The 21,366-nt window shown below is 35.0% G+C and carries 22 protein-coding genes and 1 pseudogene; 17 read left to right on the top strand and 6 right to left on the bottom strand.

Features of this window, described 5'->3' with window-relative positions; translation table 11 throughout:
- Positions 1–27: 27 nt before the first annotated feature.
- Positions 28–897 (bottom strand): LysR family transcriptional regulator, encoded by an 870-nt coding sequence (locus tag L6W14_RS11280; protein ID WP_237897994.1) that lies wholly within the window; start codon positions 895–897, stop codon positions 28–30.
- A gap of 182 nt (positions 898–1,079) precedes the next feature.
- Between L6W14_RS11280 and L6W14_RS11275 the strand changes: the two genes are divergently transcribed.
- Positions 1,080–1,973 carry a DMT family transporter gene (locus L6W14_RS11275; protein ID WP_237897993.1) on the top strand — a complete coding sequence of 298 codons (894 nt, stop codon included), beginning with the start codon at positions 1,080–1,082 and terminating at the stop codon, positions 1,971–1,973.
- 195 nt (positions 1,974–2,168) lie between these two features.
- Here L6W14_RS11275 and L6W14_RS11270 read toward each other — a convergent pair whose 3' ends face one another.
- Positions 2,169–2,789 carry a class I SAM-dependent methyltransferase gene (locus tag L6W14_RS11270; protein ID WP_237897992.1) on the bottom strand — a complete coding sequence of 207 codons (621 nt, stop codon included), beginning with the start codon at positions 2,787–2,789 and terminating at the stop codon, positions 2,169–2,171.
- A gap of 500 nt (positions 2,790–3,289) precedes the next feature.
- On the opposite strand from L6W14_RS11270, the gene L6W14_RS11265 reads away from it, so the two are divergent.
- Positions 3,290–3,610, top strand: a complete 321-nt coding sequence (locus L6W14_RS11265; RefSeq protein WP_237897991.1) for an ArsR/SmtB family transcription factor — start codon at positions 3,290–3,292, stop codon at positions 3,608–3,610.
- A gap of 549 nt (positions 3,611–4,159) precedes the next feature.
- Here the strand turns inward: L6W14_RS11265 and L6W14_RS11260 are convergent.
- Positions 4,160–4,435, bottom strand: a complete 276-nt coding sequence (locus tag L6W14_RS11260; RefSeq protein ID WP_048395961.1) for a YqhV family protein — start codon at positions 4,433–4,435, stop codon at positions 4,160–4,162.
- Between the two features lie 356 nt (positions 4,436–4,791).
- Here L6W14_RS11260 and L6W14_RS11255 point away from each other — a divergent pair, with 356 nt between their 5' ends.
- Together L6W14_RS11255 and L6W14_RS11250 are read left to right on the top strand one after the other, a co-directional pair.
- Positions 4,792–5,142 carry a TVP38/TMEM64 family protein gene (locus L6W14_RS11255; protein ID WP_237897990.1) on the top strand — a complete coding sequence of 117 codons (351 nt, stop codon included), beginning with the start codon at positions 4,792–4,794 and terminating at the stop codon, positions 5,140–5,142.
- Positions 5,143–5,212: 70 nt separating this feature from the next.
- The gene (locus L6W14_RS11250) at positions 5,213–6,748 is read left to right on the top strand and encodes a multicopper oxidase family protein (RefSeq protein ID WP_237897989.1); all 1,536 of its coding nucleotides are present in this window, start codon (positions 5,213–5,215) and stop codon (positions 6,746–6,748) included.
- Between the two features lie 363 nt (positions 6,749–7,111).
- Here the strand turns inward: L6W14_RS11250 and L6W14_RS11245 are convergent, their stop codons facing one another.
- Complete coding sequence (locus L6W14_RS11245) at positions 7,112–7,258, bottom strand: YrzI family small protein (RefSeq protein ID WP_237897988.1); 147 nt, start codon at positions 7,256–7,258, stop codon at positions 7,112–7,114.
- Positions 7,259–8,060: 802 nt separating this feature from the next.
- Between L6W14_RS11245 and L6W14_RS11240 the strand changes: the two are divergent.
- Positions 8,061–8,299: pseudogene (locus L6W14_RS11240) on the top strand (hypothetical protein).
- Between the two features lie 220 nt (positions 8,300–8,519).
- On the opposite strand, the gene L6W14_RS11235 reads toward L6W14_RS11240, so the two are convergent.
- Positions 8,520–9,071, bottom strand: coding sequence for a recombinase family protein (locus tag L6W14_RS11235; protein ID WP_237897987.1), 552 nt, complete (start codon positions 9,069–9,071; stop codon positions 8,520–8,522).
- 93 nt (positions 9,072–9,164) lie between these two features.
- Between L6W14_RS11235 and L6W14_RS11230 the strand changes: the two genes are divergently transcribed.
- The 12 genes from L6W14_RS11230 (at position 9,165) to L6W14_RS11175 (ending at position 18,667) form a co-directional block, all read left to right on the top strand.
- Positions 9,165–10,595, top strand: a complete 1,431-nt coding sequence (locus L6W14_RS11230) for a SulP family inorganic anion transporter (RefSeq protein WP_237900971.1) — start codon at positions 9,165–9,167, stop codon at positions 10,593–10,595.
- Between the two features lie 12 nt (positions 10,596–10,607).
- Positions 10,608–11,021 (top strand): universal stress protein, encoded by a 414-nt coding sequence (locus L6W14_RS11225; protein WP_237900907.1) that lies wholly within the window; start codon positions 10,608–10,610, stop codon positions 11,019–11,021.
- A gap of 492 nt (positions 11,022–11,513) precedes the next feature.
- Positions 11,514–12,461 (top strand): helix-turn-helix transcriptional regulator, encoded by a 948-nt coding sequence (locus L6W14_RS11220; RefSeq protein WP_237900905.1) that lies wholly within the window; start codon positions 11,514–11,516, stop codon positions 12,459–12,461.
- A gap of 67 nt (positions 12,462–12,528) precedes the next feature.
- On the top strand, positions 12,529–13,065 hold the full coding sequence (locus L6W14_RS11215; protein ID WP_237900903.1) for a DinB family protein: 537 nt from the start codon (positions 12,529–12,531) through the stop codon (positions 13,063–13,065).
- Between the two features lie 11 nt (positions 13,066–13,076).
- On the top strand, positions 13,077–13,550 hold the full coding sequence (locus L6W14_RS11210; protein WP_237900901.1) for an EVE domain-containing protein: 474 nt from the start codon (positions 13,077–13,079) through the stop codon (positions 13,548–13,550).
- A 614-nt stretch (positions 13,551–14,164) separates the two neighbouring features.
- The gene (locus L6W14_RS11205; protein ID WP_237900899.1) at positions 14,165–14,491 is read left to right on the top strand and encodes an ArsR/SmtB family transcription factor; all 327 of its coding nucleotides are present in this window, start codon (positions 14,165–14,167) and stop codon (positions 14,489–14,491) included.
- The gene (gene arsB / locus L6W14_RS11200; protein ID WP_237900897.1) at positions 14,484–15,542 is read left to right on the top strand and encodes an ACR3 family arsenite efflux transporter; all 1,059 of its coding nucleotides are present in this window, start codon (positions 14,484–14,486) and stop codon (positions 15,540–15,542) included. Before L6W14_RS11205 ends, arsB begins: the two co-directional genes overlap by 8 nt.
- Positions 15,543–15,554: 12 nt before the next feature.
- On the top strand, positions 15,555–15,971 hold the full coding sequence (gene arsC / locus L6W14_RS11195) for an arsenate reductase (thioredoxin) (protein ID WP_237900895.1): 417 nt from the start codon (positions 15,555–15,557) through the stop codon (positions 15,969–15,971).
- A gap of 46 nt (positions 15,972–16,017) precedes the next feature.
- The gene (locus tag L6W14_RS11190; protein ID WP_237900894.1) at positions 16,018–16,218 is read left to right on the top strand and encodes a hypothetical protein; all 201 of its coding nucleotides are present in this window, start codon (positions 16,018–16,020) and stop codon (positions 16,216–16,218) included.
- A gap of 101 nt (positions 16,219–16,319) precedes the next feature.
- On the top strand, positions 16,320–17,675 hold the full coding sequence (locus tag L6W14_RS11185) for an NAD(P)-binding domain-containing protein (RefSeq protein WP_237900969.1): 1,356 nt from the start codon (positions 16,320–16,322) through the stop codon (positions 17,673–17,675).
- Positions 17,676–17,732: 57 nt separating this feature from the next.
- Entirely contained in the window at positions 17,733–18,215 is a 483-nt protein-coding gene (locus L6W14_RS11180; RefSeq protein WP_237900892.1) for a GNAT family N-acetyltransferase, read from the top strand.
- Between the two features lie 116 nt (positions 18,216–18,331).
- Entirely contained in the window at positions 18,332–18,667 is a 336-nt protein-coding gene (locus tag L6W14_RS11175; protein WP_237900890.1) for an XRE family transcriptional regulator, read from the top strand.
- A 783-nt stretch (positions 18,668–19,450) separates the two neighbouring features.
- On the opposite strand, the gene L6W14_RS11170 is transcribed toward L6W14_RS11175, so the two are convergent.
- Positions 19,451–21,331, bottom strand: coding sequence for an alpha/beta fold hydrolase (locus tag L6W14_RS11170; RefSeq protein ID WP_237900888.1), 1,881 nt, complete (start codon positions 21,329–21,331; stop codon positions 19,451–19,453).
- Positions 21,332–21,366 lie beyond the last annotated feature (35 nt).

Genomic DNA, 21,366 nt, shown 5'->3' with positions numbered 1-21,366 from the left:
TAGTGTGCAAAATAATAGCTAAACTTCTTATTTTCTCTTTCTATAGGATAAATATTCTATAAATCTATTTGCTGCAAGTGACAGCGATTTTTGCTCTCTCATCGCAATCCCAATAGTTCGAAAAGCAGGGATCTCAAGCTCTTTCGCGATAATTTGGTATGGAATGCGTTCTAAAATCAGTTCAGGTAATATACTGATTCCTAACCCGTTTTCCACCATTGACATAATGGCATAGTCGTCCCATGTTGTAAAAGAAATGTGCGGCGAGATATTGTGCTTCTCAAAAATTTCGGAGATTTCAGCTTTTGCGCCTTTTTCTAAAAGCATGAATGGACTGCTCAATAGTTCACTTATAGGAAATTTATCGCAATCAGCAAGAGGATGATCCTGATGAATAACTACCAACAATCGGTCTTGCTCTACAAAGATTGTTTCCATTTTAGCTTTTGTTGGTAGTCGCAAAAATCCAAAGTCGACCCTACCTTCGATAATCCAGCTTTCGATTTCGGTGTAATCTCCTAAGAGTAACTCGAAATCAATCCCTGGATAATCCTGCTTAAAGAATTTGATCATATAAGGTAGCCAATGTGTTGCTACACTAGAAAATGTACCAATTCGGATGATTCCTGATTGGATATCATGTAAGTCTTCGATCTGCATCATTAACATTTCATGCTCATTACATATACGTTGTAATTGGGGCAGTAACTTTAAGCCATCGGATGTTAAACTGATTCCAGCACGACCTCGTTCAAAAAGGGAAATTCCCCATTCTGATTCTAAATCGTTGATCATACGGCTGATACCAGACTGTGTATAGTTTAATGCATCGGCAGCACTTGTAAAGCTCCCATATTCTACTGCTTTGACAAAGGCCATATATTTTTGGATATTCATTGCGCTATCCCCCTTGCATGCTATTTTGTTATGTGTAGCATGACAAACATTCAATTTTGTAATACATATAAGTATGCTATGCTATTCCCATTACAAAAGCAAGTTGAAAGGGAGTGGAAGGAAAGGACGGAAAAAACACCTAATAGTTCCTATTAAATTGCGGTAGGTTAGGGGAATAGACCATGAAATCTAAATTTCAATTTATCGTATCAATGATTATTTTTGGCACAATTGGTTTAGTTATGCGTTACATTGATTTAGCGGCGAGTGAAAGAGCTTTACTAAGTAGTTTACTAGGATGCTTATTTTTATTCTTCATCTTCTCCATAATGAAGAAAAAAATATCCTGGAATTTAGTGAAATCGAATGCTTTATTTTTGTTTCTCTCAGGCGTTGCATTGGGAGGAAACTGGATTTTTCTCTATCAATCCTACGACCACACATCACTTGCCAATGCCACACTAGGATATTACTTTGCACCCGTATTTGTAATGATTCTTTCACCTTTTGTACTTAAGGAACAATTATCCATAAAGAAAATAATATGCATTGTCATAGCAATTATCGGTATGATAATGATTGTAGGAGAAGGGGTGAGTGCAACGGCATCAGATGATTTCCTTGGACTTATCTTTGGATTGAGTGCAGCTGCTTTTTATGCGGCATTGTTACTTTTAAACAAATTTATTAAAGAGATGGACAAGCTTGAGCTAACCATTATTCAACTTGGAACAACTGCATTATTACTGCTGCCGTATGTTTTTTTGACAGAAGGCTTTGGGATTTTTGGATTAGCAAGCGCATCTATTCCTTTTATTTTAATTTTAGGTATCGTTAATACAGGAATTGGATTTTGGTTGTTTTTCTTGGGAATGGAAAAATTGAAAGGGCAGAGTATTGCGATGCTAAGTTATGTCGATCCTTTTGTAGCAATATTGATTTCTGCAATGATATTGCAAGAGCAAATGACCCTAGTGCAAATGATCGGAGGGGTATTTTTATTAGGTTCTACATTTGTTAGCGAAATTCGATCTTTTAACTTTTCAAAACAACTCATGAAAAAACAAATAGAGTAACAATTTATCACGGGAGACTTAAATCGATAGTACATGGTATTTAACATTTATAGGGCTGATCCATTACGAAGACAACAATCAGCCAATTCAAGTTGGCTAATTGTTGTTTTTTAAACTCTTGATAAGATGCTTGAGCTTCTTGATGAGTTTCTCCAAAACGTTAACTGCTAGTGCAGCTATGCCCTTAATGATTAGCTAAGAGATTTTAAGAACTTCAATATATCTATACATACCCTTTAACATAACAGATTCATCTCGTATAATTCTGAGCCTTTGATCATTTTGTTTAAACAACTCCTCAAAACTTCGACCAATATCTGTTCCTAACATACTTATAAATGGCCTTACCAATTTTTTTGTTAGCGTTAGTTTTTGATTTTTAGGAGCAAATTTATCAAAGATAAGAATTCTACCATCCTTCTTTAAAACTCTTATCATCTCTTCAAAGCATTTATTTTCATTAGGAACCACAGAAAGTATTAAACTAGCTACAATATAGTCAAATGATTCATCTGCAAAAGACATTTTTTGAGCATCCATTTCTAAAAAATTGATAGAAGCGTGCTCGAATTTATGTTTTGCTTTGGCTAGCATATCAGGAGAATAATCAATGGCAGTTATATCATAATCAACATAGTTGATTAATTCTAAATCAGCCCCAGTACCAATACCTACATAGAGGATTTTTTGTTTACGCTGAAAAGGCACTTCTTGAAAAATCCTCTTTCTAGTCTTTAAAAAAGTACCTGTATTAAAAAATTTATCGTAAAAGGAAGAGCCAATTTTATAGATAATTTTGTTCCACGTATTATTCAATGCTACATCCAGCCTTTCTACAGAGCGTATGAACTTCTAAAATCCTGTGTCCTCTCCGAAAATAGGAGTGACCCACGCAATAATCTTTGTCATCATGTCAAAATATAATAAAATCCCATTAAAATCAATAATCATAAATGGCTTCTTTTTGGAAGAAACGTAATTTGCGCCAGCTTAAGAAAGGAAATTGAAAAACTAAGTACATTAATAAGTATGTATAATAAGCCTTTATCAGGATTTGTTAGCCCTAAAGCCATTATTACAAGTGTCCAGCCAGTTGCGAAACCTGTCCCAAACTTAAACTAATATTCCTTTTCAGACAGTAAAAAATCTAACTTGAGGATGCCTACGTTTATTAGCTGAAGAGAGACCCATATTTTTTTAAATTTTTGACAGACATATTAGGTAGTGCTAGTATGTTTGACACACATATTAGTGATATCGAATATGATCATATCAAAACATATTAGCTAAGTCTAATATGAATTGGAGGAGATTTTGTGACAGAAAAAAATATTGACTTAAAAATTAAACTAATTCATGGATTTTCAAACAAGGTAAGACTTCAAATATTAGAGTGTATCAAAGAGAAAGAGAAGACAGTATCTCAAATCGTCGAGGAATTAAAGGGGAATCAGTCAAATATCTCTCAACACTTAGCCTGTTTAAAAGGGTGTGGCATTATTGTTGGTCGTAATGAAGGAAAATATTGCTACTATAGTTTGAGAAATGAGCGTATTCGCGAACTTCTTGAAATGTTTGATACGGTTTTAGAAGATGTTCATGCTGATGTCGCGTGCTGTGCAAACCATGTAGATTAAAGATATATATAAATAAAAGCAGAATATATAGGGAAGGATGCAGGAGATTTGAAATTATGAGGAAATAGGTGTTCCGTAACTATATGAATGAGCTAGTACAGAAAAAATCAAAGATAGAGGAACATCTTTACTAATACGGTTAGTGGTCGTAAAGGTTTAATTAAGGTTAGTCCAAAGTAGAAAACTACCTGATCTGAATAGAAATTATAAAAGGGTTACTGAGATAATGTAACCCTTATTGAGGGAGGTCGTGACGGTCAACCAGCGCCACAACCGTATAAGTGCGTGCGATACACTCAATATGAATTTGTGCAAATAAAGGCTAATTATACATAAAAAAAAGCAGCGTCGTCACACGCTACAGTAATTTAATAAACATGTTAGGTGATTCATAAAAGAGTTTAACAAAGATTATGAATGGAACCATGCTATAAAATAAGTTCGATACAGAAGATAACTTGGATCCAAAAGGTTGTGAAGATTATTTTTTCGCCAAACTCATATTCTGACACTTGTATGCTTTTGCTGAATTTTAGTAATCTTTTATTTTTACTTAATATGTGAGCTAATAATAATAAGTGTTATACCCGTAAATAAGCAAACGATTCTTGTCACAGGTATTTTATCTGCTAGTCCAAATAATGCAATTGCTGTTGTTACGATTAAAACTGTTGGACCAACCAAAGCAAGCATTGTATTAATATAAAATGCTTTTTCTAGATTATTTAACTTTAGCATCAACAATCCAGCACTTACTTCAATACTCCCAGACAATACACGTAAAATAACCATAGCAAGAACCGACTTTTCAATAATTGTCATCATCCTATCTTTATAGAAAATTTAATATAATTCCATCATGAATAGAATAATAGATTTTTGTTTTAATGAAATACTAAAATCAATATATGTATGATACGTATTTAATATTCTTGTTAGATTATGCTTTAATCCTTAGACTAGGAATATAATTAAAGATGTTTCCAATGTTTAGAATTAGCCTAATAAATGAGCCGTGTTTCTATAGTTGAAACACGGCTCATTTTTATTTTTAATCCCTATTTAGATTAATGCTCAATTCGAAAGCTATCAATAAAATTCTAATTCTTATATCACGCTGCATATGCATATATTCTCCATATTTATAGTCTATACTTTATTTTCAAATGGACTATGAAAGGTTGAGTGAGAATAACCTTGTGTTTTTTGGCGTATTCAACGGTTTGTTGATTTCTATTATCGGTGAATCACTTGGTGCAGTTATTAGCTTTATTTTATATAGAAAAGGAATCAATAAATGGAAAAGACCGTTCGTTTTACCTTTTATGTCATCAGGTCTTGTGACTTTTACTAGTGCTCTTTCTAAGGTGTCTTTAGGCACATTTGCGCTTGCTAGTACGATTGGAAAAATACCAGCCTTAATCTTTGAAGCAGGAGCCGTATATGGTTTTATGCAAGTAAATTTAATAGGGAAAATTGTAATAAGTATCTTATTAATGTTAGATAGAGTGGTTAATACTTGTCCTATTTAATTACAAATCCATAATTTCTCCATACTTCTTTGTTATAGTGCCTATGTAAAGAATAAAAGGAGGAAACATAATGAAATCTAAACTTTTGGTTGCTTCATTATTGGTAGGCGCTATTATAATGGGGGGATGTAGTGCGGGTAATTCGGAATCTAATATTCATTCAAATATGGACCATTCTACTATGTCTGGTATGGACCATTCCAATATGAGTGATGAAGAAATGAAAAACATGGAGGGTATGGATAATAAAGATAGTAGCATGGAAAATGGTCATGCGAGTCACAACAATCCATTAGCATTAAATAATTCAACTGGGGAAAATGAGCTTGCGCTTCCACCTATTATTGAACCTAAAAATGGAATTGTTGATATTACTGCTCAAAAAGGAACGACAGAAATCTTTAAGGGAACTAAAACAGAGACATATGGATATAATGGTTCCTTTTTAGGGCCAATCATTCGTATTTATAAAGATCAAACGGTAACGTTTAGAACTAAAAATGATTTATCTGAACCAACAACATTTCACTGGCATGGATTAGAAATCCCCGGAAATGGTGATGGCGGTCCACACCAAGTCTTAGAGCCAGGTGTAACAGAAGATGTAAATTTTACAGTTAATCAAGGAGCATCTACGCTGTGGTTCCATCCACATCCAGAAGGTGCTACAGCAGAGCAAGTATTTAAAGGTTTAGCTGGCTTAATTTATATTGATGATGAAAATTCGCAAAAAATCAATTTACCGAATGAGTATGGTGTGAATGATTTTCCGTTAGTATTCCAAGATAGACAATTTACTGAAGAAAAGCAATTAAATTATCAAGCAGTCCTTAATGAGGATGGTACAATAGGAGATACTTTGTTAATTAATGGTACTTTGAATCCTAAACTTACAGTCGGTAAAGAAAAAATAAGACTTCGATTATTAAACGGTTCTAATGCTCGTAATTATACGTTTAAATTGAATAATGGAGCTACATTCCAACAAATTGCTACTGATGGAGGTTTCTTAAATCAACCAACTGATATGAAAGAAATTACCTTAACACCAGGTGAGCGAGCAGAGGTAATAGTGGATTTTTCAAAGATGGATGACAAAACTGATATAGCATTAATAAATGAAGAAGGAATTACCCTTTTACCATTTAAAATTGAACAAAAAGCTGCAAGTACAAGTAACATTGCACAAAATTTAAATGATTTTGGTGTTACGGAAGAGGAAAAAACCTTACCAGTTACAAAGAAACTTGAACTTTTTGGTATGGGCACAATGGTTTCAATCAATGGTTCACAGTTTGATATGAATCGCATTGATTTCACTCAAAAACAGGGAGATACTGAAATTTGGGAAATTTATAATAAACCTGATATGATGGGTGGCATGACACATCCTTTCCACATACATGGCACTCAATTTAAAATCGTGTCGATTGATGGGAAAGAACCTCCTTTAAATTTAAAAGGGTGGAAGGATACGGTTTCAGTTGAAGCTGGTCAAACAGTTAAATTAGCAGTGAAGTTCAATAATAAGGGCATTTACATGTTCCATTGCCATGTCCTTGAACATGAAGAAAATGGGATGATGGGTCAAGTTGAAGTAAAATAAAAATAGTTTAAAAACCTCCATATATTTGGAGGTTTTTTAGATGTCATTCAAGAGTGGATTTTAAACGACTTCAAACACCAGATAAAGCCATTTCGTGCCATTTAGATGCTTTCTGTTGCTTTAAAGACTTCTAGGATACGACTTTTTTGTAACTTAACAATTAAAAGTGCAAAAAAACTCCTGAAGCAACCCGTCCTAGATTAGAACGGGTTAGCTCAACTGAGATTATAAAATTAGCTATATTATCACTTTATATTACTCCATCTGGTGGTTGTGTCTTTCTCCAGCCATAAAACTTCATGACGTCTTTTGATCATATAAAACATTTCAATTACCACCTTTCATGTTTTTTAATTAACAAGATTAATATTGACGAATACGAAGATAATCGTCAATTTTTTTTCGGTTCTCTTCAAAGATTTTTTTCACATATTCATCATGAAGTGCTTTCTCAAGAGAGACCTTACGTTTTGTAATAGTTATCGTGAGCGCAAAAAAGTTTAATATCATTTATTATCACCTCCTTAAATTGTCATGAAAAATGAAAAAAACCGTAGAGAGACTCCTCTACGGTGAAAAAAGGCACAAAAATACCGCAGGGGCACACTTCTCCCTGCGGTATGGGTATGCTTATTTACAAAAAAACCTTAAGCGATCCATTCCGATGCGGTCGAATGTGTGATTTTCATTTTTAATGAAGTTGTAGCTACCAATGACATCAATTTAACGATAACGATCATTTTATTCGACCTCCTTAAGAATTTTTTGTTTACTTTGTAAGTATATCTAAATTTAAGTTGTTTGTAAACATCTTTTACAAAGCTTTCCTAATTATTAAAGCAAGAGCTGTTATTAATGGGCGGGTACATGGGGGAAGCCAAACCCTGTAATTTCTACAGGGGTATGGCTACAAAATGAAAAAACGAAACCCATAGTATTTTATCAAAATTGTAGTTCCAGAACTTTAGGAAAGTTTAAGGATTTTACTATAATTTTGATAAATAAAAGAGGTAAACGTTGAAATGGTAGGGTATGTTGGAGGTCTATTTTAAAAACGAAGAAAATAAGACAAAAATACGTGCCAAAAATAAACTACGATGATGCAACTAACTGTGAACATTAAAAAAGGGACAATACAAGTTGAATGGAATCATGAAGAAAAATAAAGAGGTAAAAGTTACAATAATGAAGACATAACTAAGGAATGTAATTGTTCAATGGAACCGTAGCTAGTTAGTTCGATATATATATAAGTAGGTTAGTTAAAGAAAGAACAAATTAATTTTAAGGTTATTTTTGGAGGAGATAAGCAATGAGGGCACCTTATCAAGTTTTGGTATTTCCTTATACAATCACTGATCATTCTATTGAATATGCAATTTTTAAGAGAAGTGATTATGGATATTGGCTTTATCCAAAGAGCACCTTAACTATAAATGGTTATGTTTTGAAGAGGCAGTAACACTTTTGAAATGGGATAGCAATAAAACGGCGTTATGGGAATTGAACAAAAGGTTAGTTAATCAGATGAACACCAAACAAAGTTTATGAAAAAATTATTTAAGCGAACGAGTACTTTGTTTGAAGAACAAGGAATTGCAAAGGCAGCTCATTTTTATTGAATTAACGAAGCAGAGTATTGAATACCATTCTTTTATATGACTTTTTGGGAAGTAAAAATGAATTAATTAAATAAAAAACAAGCCTGCTCAAATTAACGCATAAGCAGGCTTGTTTTTATTTAATTAATAGTGGTTATAAAGATTTCAATTTACTGTGGTTTTACTTCTATTGACTCTAGATAACGATAAAGTGTTGATTTACTTATACCTGTTTCATTCTTAATATCCAATAATGTGTTTCCAGACTGATACATCTCAATTGCCTTTTTTATATTTTCATCTGATTTCTTAGGTCGCCCAATTGATTTTCCTTTTGCTTTTGCTTCAGCCATTCCCAAAGTAGTTGATTGCTTTACGATATCACTTTGAAATGTTAAAAAGAATTGTAAAACTTGCTCTAGTGGCATTTCAAGAATTTGTGTGGACGTAATATTTTCCTCCATAAAATGAATTGTTACTTGATCTCTTTTACAAATTTTTAGTAGGTCTTCTAAATGCCTAGTTGTATCCGCAATGCTAAAGAAACGAAGTACCTGAATGGTATCGTCTTTTTCTATGGTCATGAGTAATTCTTCAAGAACTAATCGCTTTTTCGCACGACCATGATTTTCAGTAAATAGATGGTCACAATTCTTTAAAGCAGCAGTTTGAATTTGCATATCCTCATCATTAAATAAGGGTCGTTGATAACCATAAATCATATAATTTCACTCCATTTTAGTTCCGTAAAGGTTCCCTTTTGGGAAAAGTGTGCTATGATATTCGAAGATTATATTTTAGTAAAGAAGGAGAATATCATGCAAAGTTTAAAGCAACAATGGCTCGGTAATGTGCGTGGTGACATCTTGTCAGGGATTGTCGTTGCCTTAGCACTTATACCAGAAGCAATTGCCTTTTCTATCATTGCTGGTGTCGATCCAATGGTCGGACTTTATGCGTCATTTTCTATTGCTGTTATTATAGCATTTGTTGGGGGAAGACCGGGAATGATTTCTGCCGCAACAGGAGCAATGGCACTCGTGATTGCAGATTTGGTGGCAGACCATGGGTTACAATATTTATTAGCAGCAACCATTTTAACAGGAATTATTCAAGTTTTATTTGGTGTATTTGGAATTGCTAAGCTCATGCGTTTTATACCAAATTCGGTCATGATTGGCTTTGTTAATGCACTAGCAATCTTAATTTTCATGGCTCAAGTACCACACTTTTTTCGAAAAGGGTATATAACGTATATATTCATCGTGGTCACATTATGTATCGTATACATTTTACCTCGATTCATTAAAGCAATACCTGCACCGTTAATTGCGATTATTATGTTAACGGCTGTAACATTCATTTTTAATTTTGAACTAAAAACGATAGGAGATCTAGGAGCAATTTCACAGAGCTTACCGCATTTTTTCATTCCAGACGTACCATTTAATTTTGAAACGTTAGTAATTATTTTCCCTTACGCACTAGCATTAGCGCTTGTTGGGTTAATGGAATCACTAATGACCGCACAAATTGTTGATGATATGACGGATACAAAATCCAATAAAAATATTGAGGCACGTGGACAAGGAATTGCAAACATCGTTAACGGTTTCTTTGGTGGTATGGCGGGATGTGCAATGATCGGACAGTCGATGATTAACGTAAAATCAGGTGGTCGAGGACGCCTATCAACACTTGTGGCTGGGATGTTCCTAATGTTCTTAATCCTGGTACTTGGCAACATCGTGGTCGATATTCCAATGCCAGTACTTGTAGGAATTATGATCATGGTAAGTATTGGTACATTTGATTGGGGATCGTTTAAATATATTGTCAAAGCACCTAAAAGTGAGGCATTCGTTATGCTTGCAACCGTAGCTGTAGTTGTCTATACAGATAACTTGGCGATTGGAGTTGTATTGGGCGTAATTTTAAGTTCTTTATTCTTTGTTGCAACGATTTCAAAGGTACGAATACATCAAGATAACGATAAATTTATTGTAGAAGGTCCTTTATTCTTTGCGTCTACTCAAAAATTTGTCCAAACAATTGAAGTAGTTAAGGATGATATCGTTACAATCGACTTAACAAGTAGCCATTTATGGGATGAATCAGCAGTTGGGGCAGTCGTAAAAGTCGTTACGAAATTAGAAGAGCAGGGGAAAACTGTGAAAGTCATTGGCATGAATCCAGCGAGTGAAAAATTATATAACCAATTATTAAATGTAGGTGTATCACATTAAGGGGGATACTTTATGTATAAATATATTTTATTGGCTGTTGATGGTTCTGAGAATTCAGTGCGTGCCGCAAAAGAGGCAGTCAAAATTGCTTCTGAGAATTCACTGATTGAAATGGTGTACGTGGCAGATTTTGAAAAGGCGAAAACAGAAGTGTTACATGCTGTATCTAGTGAAAGTTTATTATTAGAACGTAAACGAAAGGTAGCACTAGTAGAAGAAGTTTTAAGAGTTGCTGGGAGTAACTTCAAATTAACGATTTTACATGGTACACCTGGTCCTATAATTGTGAAGTATGCAAATGAAAAGCAAGTTGATCTAGTTATCATAGGTAGCAGAGGCTTAAATACTTTACAAGAGATGGTGTTAGGAAGTGTAAGCCATAAAGTTATGAAACATGTTCATTGCCCAGCTTTAATAGTGAAATAGGCAAGCTATATTGATTTATAGAAAATGGGGATATTATGGAAAATTTAACTTGTGTATGAAAAATTCACGGGTAGCCATCGTAGTTTTATATAAAAGATTGATCATTTATAATAAAGCTTGTTTAAACATCCTGTATTGATATGCAGGATTTTTTGTTTAACAAACGGGCAGTTTAGTACAAAAATTATTTTTAGGATATTATAAGAAACATACCTGCAAATTGAGATTAGGGATGATTAAAATTACTGAAGAATTATTACGTGAATACCTGTTTTAACAGGGAAATCTAGTTGAATGGTGTTTAAAACCTCCTAATCGAAGCAACTATTATTAATTGTTCCAATAATGTGTTGTACTATGATTCTAAGCAAGCTTTGATATCATTAGGAGGCATACAAACGAAACCAGGGATATAGCCCCAATACATTGCTTGCTGTTATTCAATTATTGGGCAAGTACTGTAATAGAATGCTGAAATTGTGGAGGAAAAAAATGAATAAAACGGAGAGGCAGCTTGCGATCACGCTTGAATTACAGCGAAGCAAAACATTGAGAGCAGAAGATTTAGCTTCTCAATTTGAGACAAGTGTGCGTACCATATATAGGGATATTCAAGCACTAAGTGAGGCTGGGGTTCCGATTTTAGGTGCCCCTGGTCAGGGTTATTCCTTAATGGAAGGATATTTCCTACCCCCGGTTAGGTTCACAGCCGAAGAGGCCGTCTCCCTGCTCATGGGAGCTGATTTTATCGAGCAAAGGTTGGATACAGATTATGGTATTAATGCAAGGTCCGCTAAGCGTAAAATCGAGGCTACTTTGTCGGAGTCAGTTCGTAACGAGTCAAGGCTTGTTCGGGAAACAATGCGACTGCTTTATATAGGTGAGCAGTCAACTGAAGAGCGGGTAAAAACGTATCTTAATCAAGTTCGCGATGCAATTTTAAAACAGTGCAAAATCAGTTTTATGTATATTAAAAAAATGCCAGGAACAGATGGGAATCGGAAAAATAAACGTGTGGTCTCTCCATATGGATTAACACTTGTCCATGAAAATTGGGTTTTACTAGCATACTGTGATATGAGGCAAGAAATGCGACATTTCCGCTTGTCTCGGATGTCCGAGCTTTCTGTGTTGGAGGATCAATTTCTTTTACCAAATGATTTTGACCTAAGTAGCTATCGGCCACCTGACAATCGAGATGAAAGAATAATAATGAGGGCAAACCCCGAAATTGCCGACAAAATCATTGAGGCAGTAAATTTTTATATTGAATCTATTGAGGAGCGAAAGGAGGATGTAATCTTTCAATTTCGTGTTCGGTATCCAGAGGAACTATTACAGCATTTACTTGGCTGGGGCGGAGATATCGAGGTGATTGAGCCGAAGTCTTTACGCTTCAAGATTCGGGAAGTAGCGAAAAAAATTCTAGAACACTACTGACATACACCTGTCAGTAGTGTTCTTTTATACTGCGACTATACCAAGATGAAGAGGAGCTGCTTGAAGGATGAAAAGTACAAAGGAAGTATTGAAGTCATTTGAACTTACAGTAGAAAGATATTTGGCAGAACTGACAAAACTCAATATGGATAAAATACATAGAAAGCAAAGCGAAGAAGATTGGTCCATAGGACAGATGTATGTACATTTAATTCAATCAGCTTTCATGCATCTACATAATGTCGAGCAATGTTTAGCTGGTAGCGAATCGACATTGAACCCAGCGATGGAAAAAACTGAGCAGGGTAAGATTGTTTTTAAACTAGAACAATTTCCTGCTGTTCGTATTAAGGTCCCTGCTTCGCCAAACTATACTCCGCAACCACCAGAGAGCATGGAGCATTTGGTAGAAGGACTTCACAGTGTAGTGGAACGGATGAGGAATACGGAATCAGTGCTACTTCAAGTGCCTGTAAGTAACAAGATACTTCATCCGGCGTTCGGTGCTTTAAACGCGCAGGAGTGGTTTATGTTGATTGAAATGCATTACAGACATCATTTTTTACAACTGGATCGGTTGAAAAGTTTAGTATTTGAAGAGTAGGGGGATGCATCATGTCGAATATAACAAGTCAGAAAAGCAGATATTGGATTGGCGTTGTATCCGCTTCTCATGTGAATTTAGCCATAGAAGGTGGTTTTGCACAGTTATGTCACGGTAAGGCAGCACCTTTGCGTAAAATGTCTCCAGGTGATTGGCTGATATACTATTCCCCTCGTACAGACATGTCCAAAGGGAAGCCAGTTCAAGCATTTACTGCTATTGGTCAGGTTACGGATAACGGTGCTTACAAACATAGAGTGTCGGAGTCGTTTGTGCCATTTCGCAGAGATATGCGTTATATTCCTTGCCGAGAAGTTAAGATTGCATGGTTGTTAAACCAGCTCACTTTTACGCGTGGAAATCGCAATTGGGGGGTACCATTCCGTCGAGGTCATTTTGAAATTGGAGCTGAAGATTTTATGACAATCGTTACTTCGATGTTAGATGGTGAGGAACAGGCGTTATCTGAGTTCCTAAAACACTGATTATAAGTTGTGAACAGTTTCACTTGAACTTTAGAGTGCTTTAGTTAGATAACAATCTTCAACAATTGGGCGCTATTGTTGAATAGCGTTCTGTTCTTCTGAATTCACGAGACGAGGATTGTTAAGTAAAAAAGTACTGAAGAAGTGGATGATGTTATGTGGATGACTACATCAGAGGTTCTTGCACATACGGAACTACCTTTATTTCTAAAAGAAAACATTAAACTTGCAGAGAAAATACTACAAGATAATATGCAGGTGAAATATTAGTTATACATTTTCCATAATAGGGCGCGATAGTGGAGTAACACATGTAGAAAACAATCAAACTTTTTTATAAAACTAACTTAAAACTGCTCAAGAGGTATCCCTTTTGATCAATCTTTTTTCAAAAGGGATTCTCCTTATTTATCATAAAATAAGGGTTTGCGAGGCATTTTTGCTCAAACTTTATCTCAAAGCAACGTCAAATTGGGTAAAAATCTGTTGCAATTCAAAACATTAAATCATAATATAAGAATATAGTTATATACGGATTAATTCACCTTTCTTTAACGAGGTGATTTTATTTAAAATAATATATAAGCAAATAATTATATAAGGAGTGCAGATAAATGGAAAATACACTAATTGAAAAACAACTAAAAGCAGCTGCAGATTTAAATCGCATTAAATTACTTGCATGCATGAAGAATGGGGAGGTATGTGTATGTGATTTTGTAGATGTTCTCGGAATATCGCAACCAGCTGTTAGTCAACATTTACGAAAATTAAAGGAGGCAGGCATTATTACAGAACGAAAAGTAGGGACTTGGAAACATTACCGTTTAGTAGAGGATCAAACGCCATTGATGAAGGGCATCATCGAACAAATTCAACCTTTAAACGGGTGCAACTGTGGCACAGATTGTTGCCATGTAGGGGGAAATATAAATGAGTAATGAATCTTTAACCAAGCAGCTTTCTTTTTTAGATCGTTACCTTACCCTTTGGATATTCGTTGCGATGGGAATAGGTGTTTTATTAAGTTTGACAATGCCTAATATTGGAGAAGCATTAGAGGCCATGTCTATTGGCACAACGTCCATACCGATTGCTATCGGGTTAATTATCATGATGTATCCACCATTAGCGAAAGTAAAGTATGAAGAAATGTGGCGAGTGTTTAAGGATTGGAAAGTGCTTTTACTTTCTCTTTTTCAAAACTGGTTACTCGGACCGTTCTTAATGTTCTTTTTAGCGATTATCTTCTTACATGATTACCCAGAGTATATGGCTGGGCTGATTATGATTGGTTTAGCTCGTTGTATTGCAATGGTCATTGTATGGAACGATTTAGCACGTGGAGACCGTGAATATGTAGCTGGTTTAGTTGCGTTTAACTCCATCTTTCAAATCGTGACTTATTCAATTTTTGCTTACTTTTTCTTAAATGTATTGCCTGGTTGGTTTGGTCTAGAGAATTTCCATGTATCTATTTCTATGTGGGAGATTACAAAGAGCGTTCTAATTTACTTAGGGATACCATTTGCTGCAGGGTTCCTCACACGTTGGATAGGGATTAAAACAAAAGGGAAACAGTGGTATGAGGAAGAGTTCTTACCGAAAATTTCACCACTGACTCTAATTGCACTGCTGTTCACGATTGTGATGATGTTTGCCTTAAAAGGTGAGCAATTAGTAGAACTGCCAATTGATGTAGTGCGAATTGCTATTCCATTATTTATTTACTTTGTGATCATGTTTGCTGTGTCATTCTTCTCTTCCCGTAAAGTAGGGGCATCTTATCCTGTCACAGCAGCTCTTTCTTTTACAGCTGCAAGTAACAATTTTGAGCTAGCGATTGCGGTTGCAGTTGGTGTGTTTGGCCTGCATAGTGGCGTGGCATTTGCTGCTGTTATTGGTCCACTTGTAGAAGTACCTGTTCTCATAGGACTTGTATGGGTTGCCCTACGTTGGCAGAAAAAATACTTTAAAACCATTAAATTATAAGGAGCAATTACTATGACAAATACACTTTATTTCCTATGTACAGGGAACTCATGCCGTAGTCAGATGGCTGAAGGATGGGCAAAGAAATTACTACCTACCAATTGGACAGTTAAAAGTGCGGGTATTGAAGCACATGGTGTAAACCCGAATGCTATAAAAGCGATGGCCGAGGTAGGGGTTGATATTTCAAATCATACATCCGATTTAATTGATATGGAGACATTAAACAACGCCAGGTTAGTTGTCACGTTATGTGGGGATGCCGCTGATAAATGCCCAATGACACCTCCTCACGTTCGTCGTGAGCATTGGGGATTTGAAGATCCTGCGAAAGCGACAGGTACAGATGAAGAAAAATGGATTGTATTCCAAACTGTACGTGATGCAATTGGTAAACGGATTGAGCAATTTGTAGCTGAGGAGCTGTAATACTTCTGTTAGCAAATATTCAATCTGTTGAATGGAGGATACGATAATGACAGTTAACCATGCTAGCGTATTAACTAAAAATTATTTTATCGCTTATTTAAAGTTAATTATGAATAGTAGAGAATACACATTGATACAGGCTAAAGAATTTGCTTTTGATTTCTTTTTTAAAGGAGATATGGAGCGTTACGGCCCTTCTACATGGTTGCAATTTGAAAAGGCTATAAAAGAAATTGAAATGTGTTAATTACACATGCACAGTATAAACGTCTAGCTAAGTGCTAGACGTAAAAAATACATTTTATATAAGTAAATGCTTATATAAAGGATACAGAGGAGAAGTTAATGATGAAAACACTAAAAGTAATCAACCAAAATGGATCTTGTTGTACTACTACTAAGGATATTGAAGTCCAAGAGACTGTTAATAATTCCAATAAGAAATTACCGATTGTCATAATTGGTGCAGGTCCAATTGGATTAGCTGCAGCTGCTCATTTAGTGGAACAAAAGCAAGCATTTATTTTACTTGAGGCTGGGCATGAAATAGCACACAATATTCGTACATGGGGGCATGTTACATTATTTTCACCATGGCGATATAACATCAATAAAGCTGCTAAAGCTTTATTAGATGTTTCTGGTTGGGTAGAACCTAATTTAGATACGTTACCAACAGGACATGAATTAATTGATCTTTATTTAAAACCTTTGTCTGAGCTAATACAAATAAAGCCTAACATTCAATTGAACGCAAAAGTAGTAGGGATTTCACGACAATTGAATGATAAGATGAAGACAAAAAATCGAGTAGAACAGTCCTTTACTATTTATATTGAACAAGAGAATGACATCCGTATGATTGAGGCAAGAGCAGTTATTGATGCGACGGGTACTTGGGGGAATCCAAATCCAGCAAATTCTACTGGTGTATGGCTACAAAATGAAAAAGCTTTAGCAGATCACATTGAGTATGGTATCCCAGACATAAATATGAATACTAAGCGTTATGCCAATAAGAAGATTGCAGTTATTGGTGGTGGCCATTCAGCTATCAATACATTATTGACACTTGCGGAGTTACAAGAAGAAAACCCATCAACAAAACTAGTGTGGATTATGCGTAAAAAGTCTGTAGAAGAAGCCTATGGTGGCGAAGAAAAAGATGCATTGGCAGCACGTGGCGCACTCGGTGTTCGCATTCACGAATTAGTAGATACAGGTAAGGTTGAAGTAATAACTCCTTTCTATATCTCACAGGTAAAGAAAGAAGAGAACATCCATATTGTTGGTACTAAAAACGGAGAACAAAAAGTATTAACAGGATTTGAAGAGCTTATTGTCAATGCAGGAAATAGACCAGACCTATCAATTAACAGTGAACTACGCCTTTCCATTGATTCAACAACTGAAAGTGTGCATGCATTAGCGCCATTAATTGATCCAAATGTGCATAGTTGTGGCACAGTAAGAGCGCATGGAGAAGAAATTCTACGCCAACCAGAAAAGGACTTCTATATAGTCGGAGCTAAAAGTTATGGACGCGCACCAACATTTTTAATGGCAACTGGCTACGAACAAGTTCGTTCAATAACAGCTTATTTATCAGATGACGAAGAAGCTTCGAAACGTGTGGAATTGGAGTTACCTGAAACAGGTGTATGCGGTATAAATCTTGCCGATCCATCAAATTCATGTTGTTAAAAAATCCGACTGTTAGCGAAAGCTAGCAGTCCTTTAAAATACTAAGGGGGAAATGGAATGGACACGCTAATTATTCGTAAAATGGAAAAGAAGGATTTAAAAGAGGTATTACATATTTATAAAGAAGGAATCGAAACAGGGATGGCAACCTTTGAATCAGTTGTGCCAAGTGAACAAGTATGGAATGAAAGACACCATGCAACGTTGCGCTTTGTAGCAGAAGAACACAGTAGAGTGGTTGGTTGGATTGGCATTTCCCCGATTTCTACACGCGCGGTTTATTCTGGAGTTGGAGAAGTTAGTGTTTATATATCGAGTGACAGTAAAGGTAAGGGCATTGCTTCCAAGCTTTTCAAAGTACTAATTGAAGAGAGTGAAAAAGCAGGGTTTTGGACACTTCAATCATCTATCTTTGCTATAAATACATCAAGTATTCAATTACATAAAAAGATGGAATTTAGAGTTGTTGGAACTCGAGAAAAAATTGCTCAGTTAGATGGGATATGGCATGATACAGTCTTAATGGAAAGAAGAAAGTAGCTTTGAAATATAGTTTCAATTTTTCTAATACTTCGGATATTTCCATTGAATGAATTAAACTTTATGGATGACTATATTGAATGATAAGATTTTTATTGATAGGTGGTGAGTATGATATGAAAACTAACGACATCGTAATAAACAAAATAATAAATTGGTTAGTGGCTGAGGATAAATCCTATGAATGGTTTGCTAAACAATTAGGTGTAAGTAAAGTACTTGTAGGATTTATGTTAAATGGAGATTGTACTCTAAAATCGGAACGGATTGAACAAATTGCTAGGATAATGAGGATTACGACAAAAGAATTGGTTCATACAGATGCAATACTAGAAGATCAATTGACTGTGAATTTGCATGGCGAATTATCTAATCGTCGCTCTAAGAGAGAGCTTGATTCTTTATTATTTGCCATCAAAGACTATCTTGGGTTAAAAGAGCAGATAAAATAGATGAAATGAATTGGCTTTAGCTTAATAAGTAAGGACTTGTATTTAATCAAACTCTTTTGGGAAATCCCAATACTTAGATAAAATGCAAAACCTCTATTTTTTATATCGATCTTTTTTCAAAATGGAGGTTTTGCATATGTTGTTGTTAAATAAGGATTGAATATTCTTTATTAATTATAGTTTATTACAAACCAACTACAGCTAGCAGTCCATTTAATAATAAGGAAGAAAAAACATTTAATTACTCTACATTAAAAACCAGGATAATTTATAAAGTTATGGCTATTGTGGAGCTATACATAGAAAATTGATCAAATAATTAAAAAGACACCAAAGTCTAAACTTTTTGACATTATGGCAAAAGTTTAGACTTTGGTGTCTTTAAAGTTTAGAGTTTGGTGTCCATATACAGTACAGATATTGGTGTATTCAAGCCCTCCTCCACGCCAAATAATTTTAGTTTACATAATATAAATTATAGGAAGTTATGTTTCATTGAAAAGTATACTAATAATAGTGAGACGAAATGAAAGTAAAAGGGTCAAATAAGTTTTGGACTTCTTAAATTTTTAAAAAATTTAAGGCACAATTATTACATATATAATTAAACTTTGCTGTTTAACATAAATCATCCTACAAGTGCTTAACTTACATCTAATTATTCAGCTGACTAAATAACCAGTCGTCAAATAAATTTTGACAACTGGTTAGGTATATACTTTTCGGCTGTAATATATCAGTAATTTTCACTGCTACCTGTAGAAAGGACACTAAATAGTAGTTTTACCGAAGCAAGATCTCAGCTTCTTTTGCAAATGCATTACTGTTTTTTATGACCAAATTAGCCGTTTCACTCGGATGGCTAAGAGGAAAATGATGACCATATGGAACAAAATCAACCTTACCCAGATGTGAAGGAGCACAATAGCCTCTGTCAGCATCCCCCCAAATAATGTGAAGATTATACGTTGTTACTTCATTGAAATCACCTTGAACGTTTTTCGTTAGTAAACTGTTAAGCTGAACCGTAGTATTTAAAATTCTAGGAGAAGTAAAACTTTTACTTAGTTTTTCAATATAATGTTCAGGGATGCTCTCTGTACTTTCAAATAAACCATTACTTAATAAATATCGCTCTATCAAATGAGTAGTTGCCAATTTCAATGTCCATTTGTTCATAAATTGAGGAACATTTATCGATGTAGCATTTTTTTTAGTAATAGGTGGCTGAAGTAAAGTAATTGTATACTTCTTATCTATGTACTTTTGTACTAATGCTTCCAAAAGAATATACGCACCAAATGAATGGCCAATTAGATGGGCGCCGTTAGTAGCTTTCTCCAATAACTTTTTTACTACATTCAAATAGATATTTAAAAGATTTTTCTCGCGTTTAAAAGGAGAACGTCCCAAACCTGGAAGATCCAAGATCCATACAGGTTGACCCGTTTTTTCATGAAGCTCTAGCGCTAAAGGAAATAAATCCTCCCCATCACTCAATAAACCATGTAATAAAATAAACGGTTTTCCCTCTCCGTGTAATTGGTAAAGGGTATTGTTATCGCATAATGTTCGCTCAAATAAATGATGATGCTCCCCATTTTGATACATCAATCGATAATCCAGATCAGCTACTACGGCAGGGAAAAAGTTCATGACACTCATCCTCTTAAACCAATCTCCCCCCCTCATGGTTTTCACCGAACCATTTGAAAATGTTCGTTTTGTGATAAAATTCAGTCCATCAGAAGGAATGTTTGTTATTTTACTTACTCCACTTTTCATTATTGTTTTCATAAGCGGCATTGGAACAGAGATTTTTGGTGCTCTCATATTCATACTTTCCGACATAACACCTAATAATTCAGCAATGTTCGGATCGTTCTCTTTGTCATCAACAAGTGTATATGTTTGAATAGACGGCTGCTCCAATCTGAAAACCTGCACAATAAACTTCGCAAACTCATCGTTTGAAATCAGTGGCAACCTATATCCCTTATCTCCAGGAATCACTGGCATGAGCCCTCTTCGCATACTTGTCACAAGCAAACCTAATCCTGCTATCTGCTCTGTACTCCCTGTTTTACTACTACCAACCACAGTTGGCGGATTAATGACAGACAGCGGATAACCTACTGCTGATGCCTGTTGACGGATATAAAGATCTGCTAAAAATTTTGTTTTCTCATATGGATTTTTTATTTTTAAAAATTTGTTTCCTTCTTTAAATACATCTATCGTAACCTTGCTATTATTATCATCAAAGGGACTCATGTAACCTACAACATGAATAAATTGCTGTAAGCCCTTCAATTGATGAATACTTTTAGCGAATTCACTAATATGTTTGGCGCCATTCAAAAATACAGAAGTTGCCTCTTTGTTTGTCGCTTGAATATCCATGGAGCCTCCTGCGTGAATAATCACATCCGTTTTCAATACCAATTCCTTATCTTCAGCACTTAGACCTAAGTCTATTTTCGTTAAATCACCTTCAATAAAGTGCATATTTTCCTCTTTTAAGATGCCTCTTTCCTGAAAAATGTGTGTTGCTTTACTTTTCGACCTCACTAAAAGAAGAATGTTCACATCCTCTTTGACTAATTCCTTCACTAATTGCTTTCCAATAAAACCTGTTCCACCCGTTAAAAATACTGTTCTCATAAAAATCCTCCTAGTAGTACTGTTTAGTACTAATT

It is taken from the genome of Lysinibacillus sp. ACHW1.5, assembly GCF_022014815.1.
In the GTDB taxonomy this organism is placed as follows: domain Bacteria; phylum Bacillota; class Bacilli; order Bacillales_A; family Planococcaceae; genus Lysinibacillus; species Lysinibacillus capsici.
Note: the sequence above shows the minus strand (reverse complement) of the source record. Positions and strands in the feature narration are given on the sequence as shown.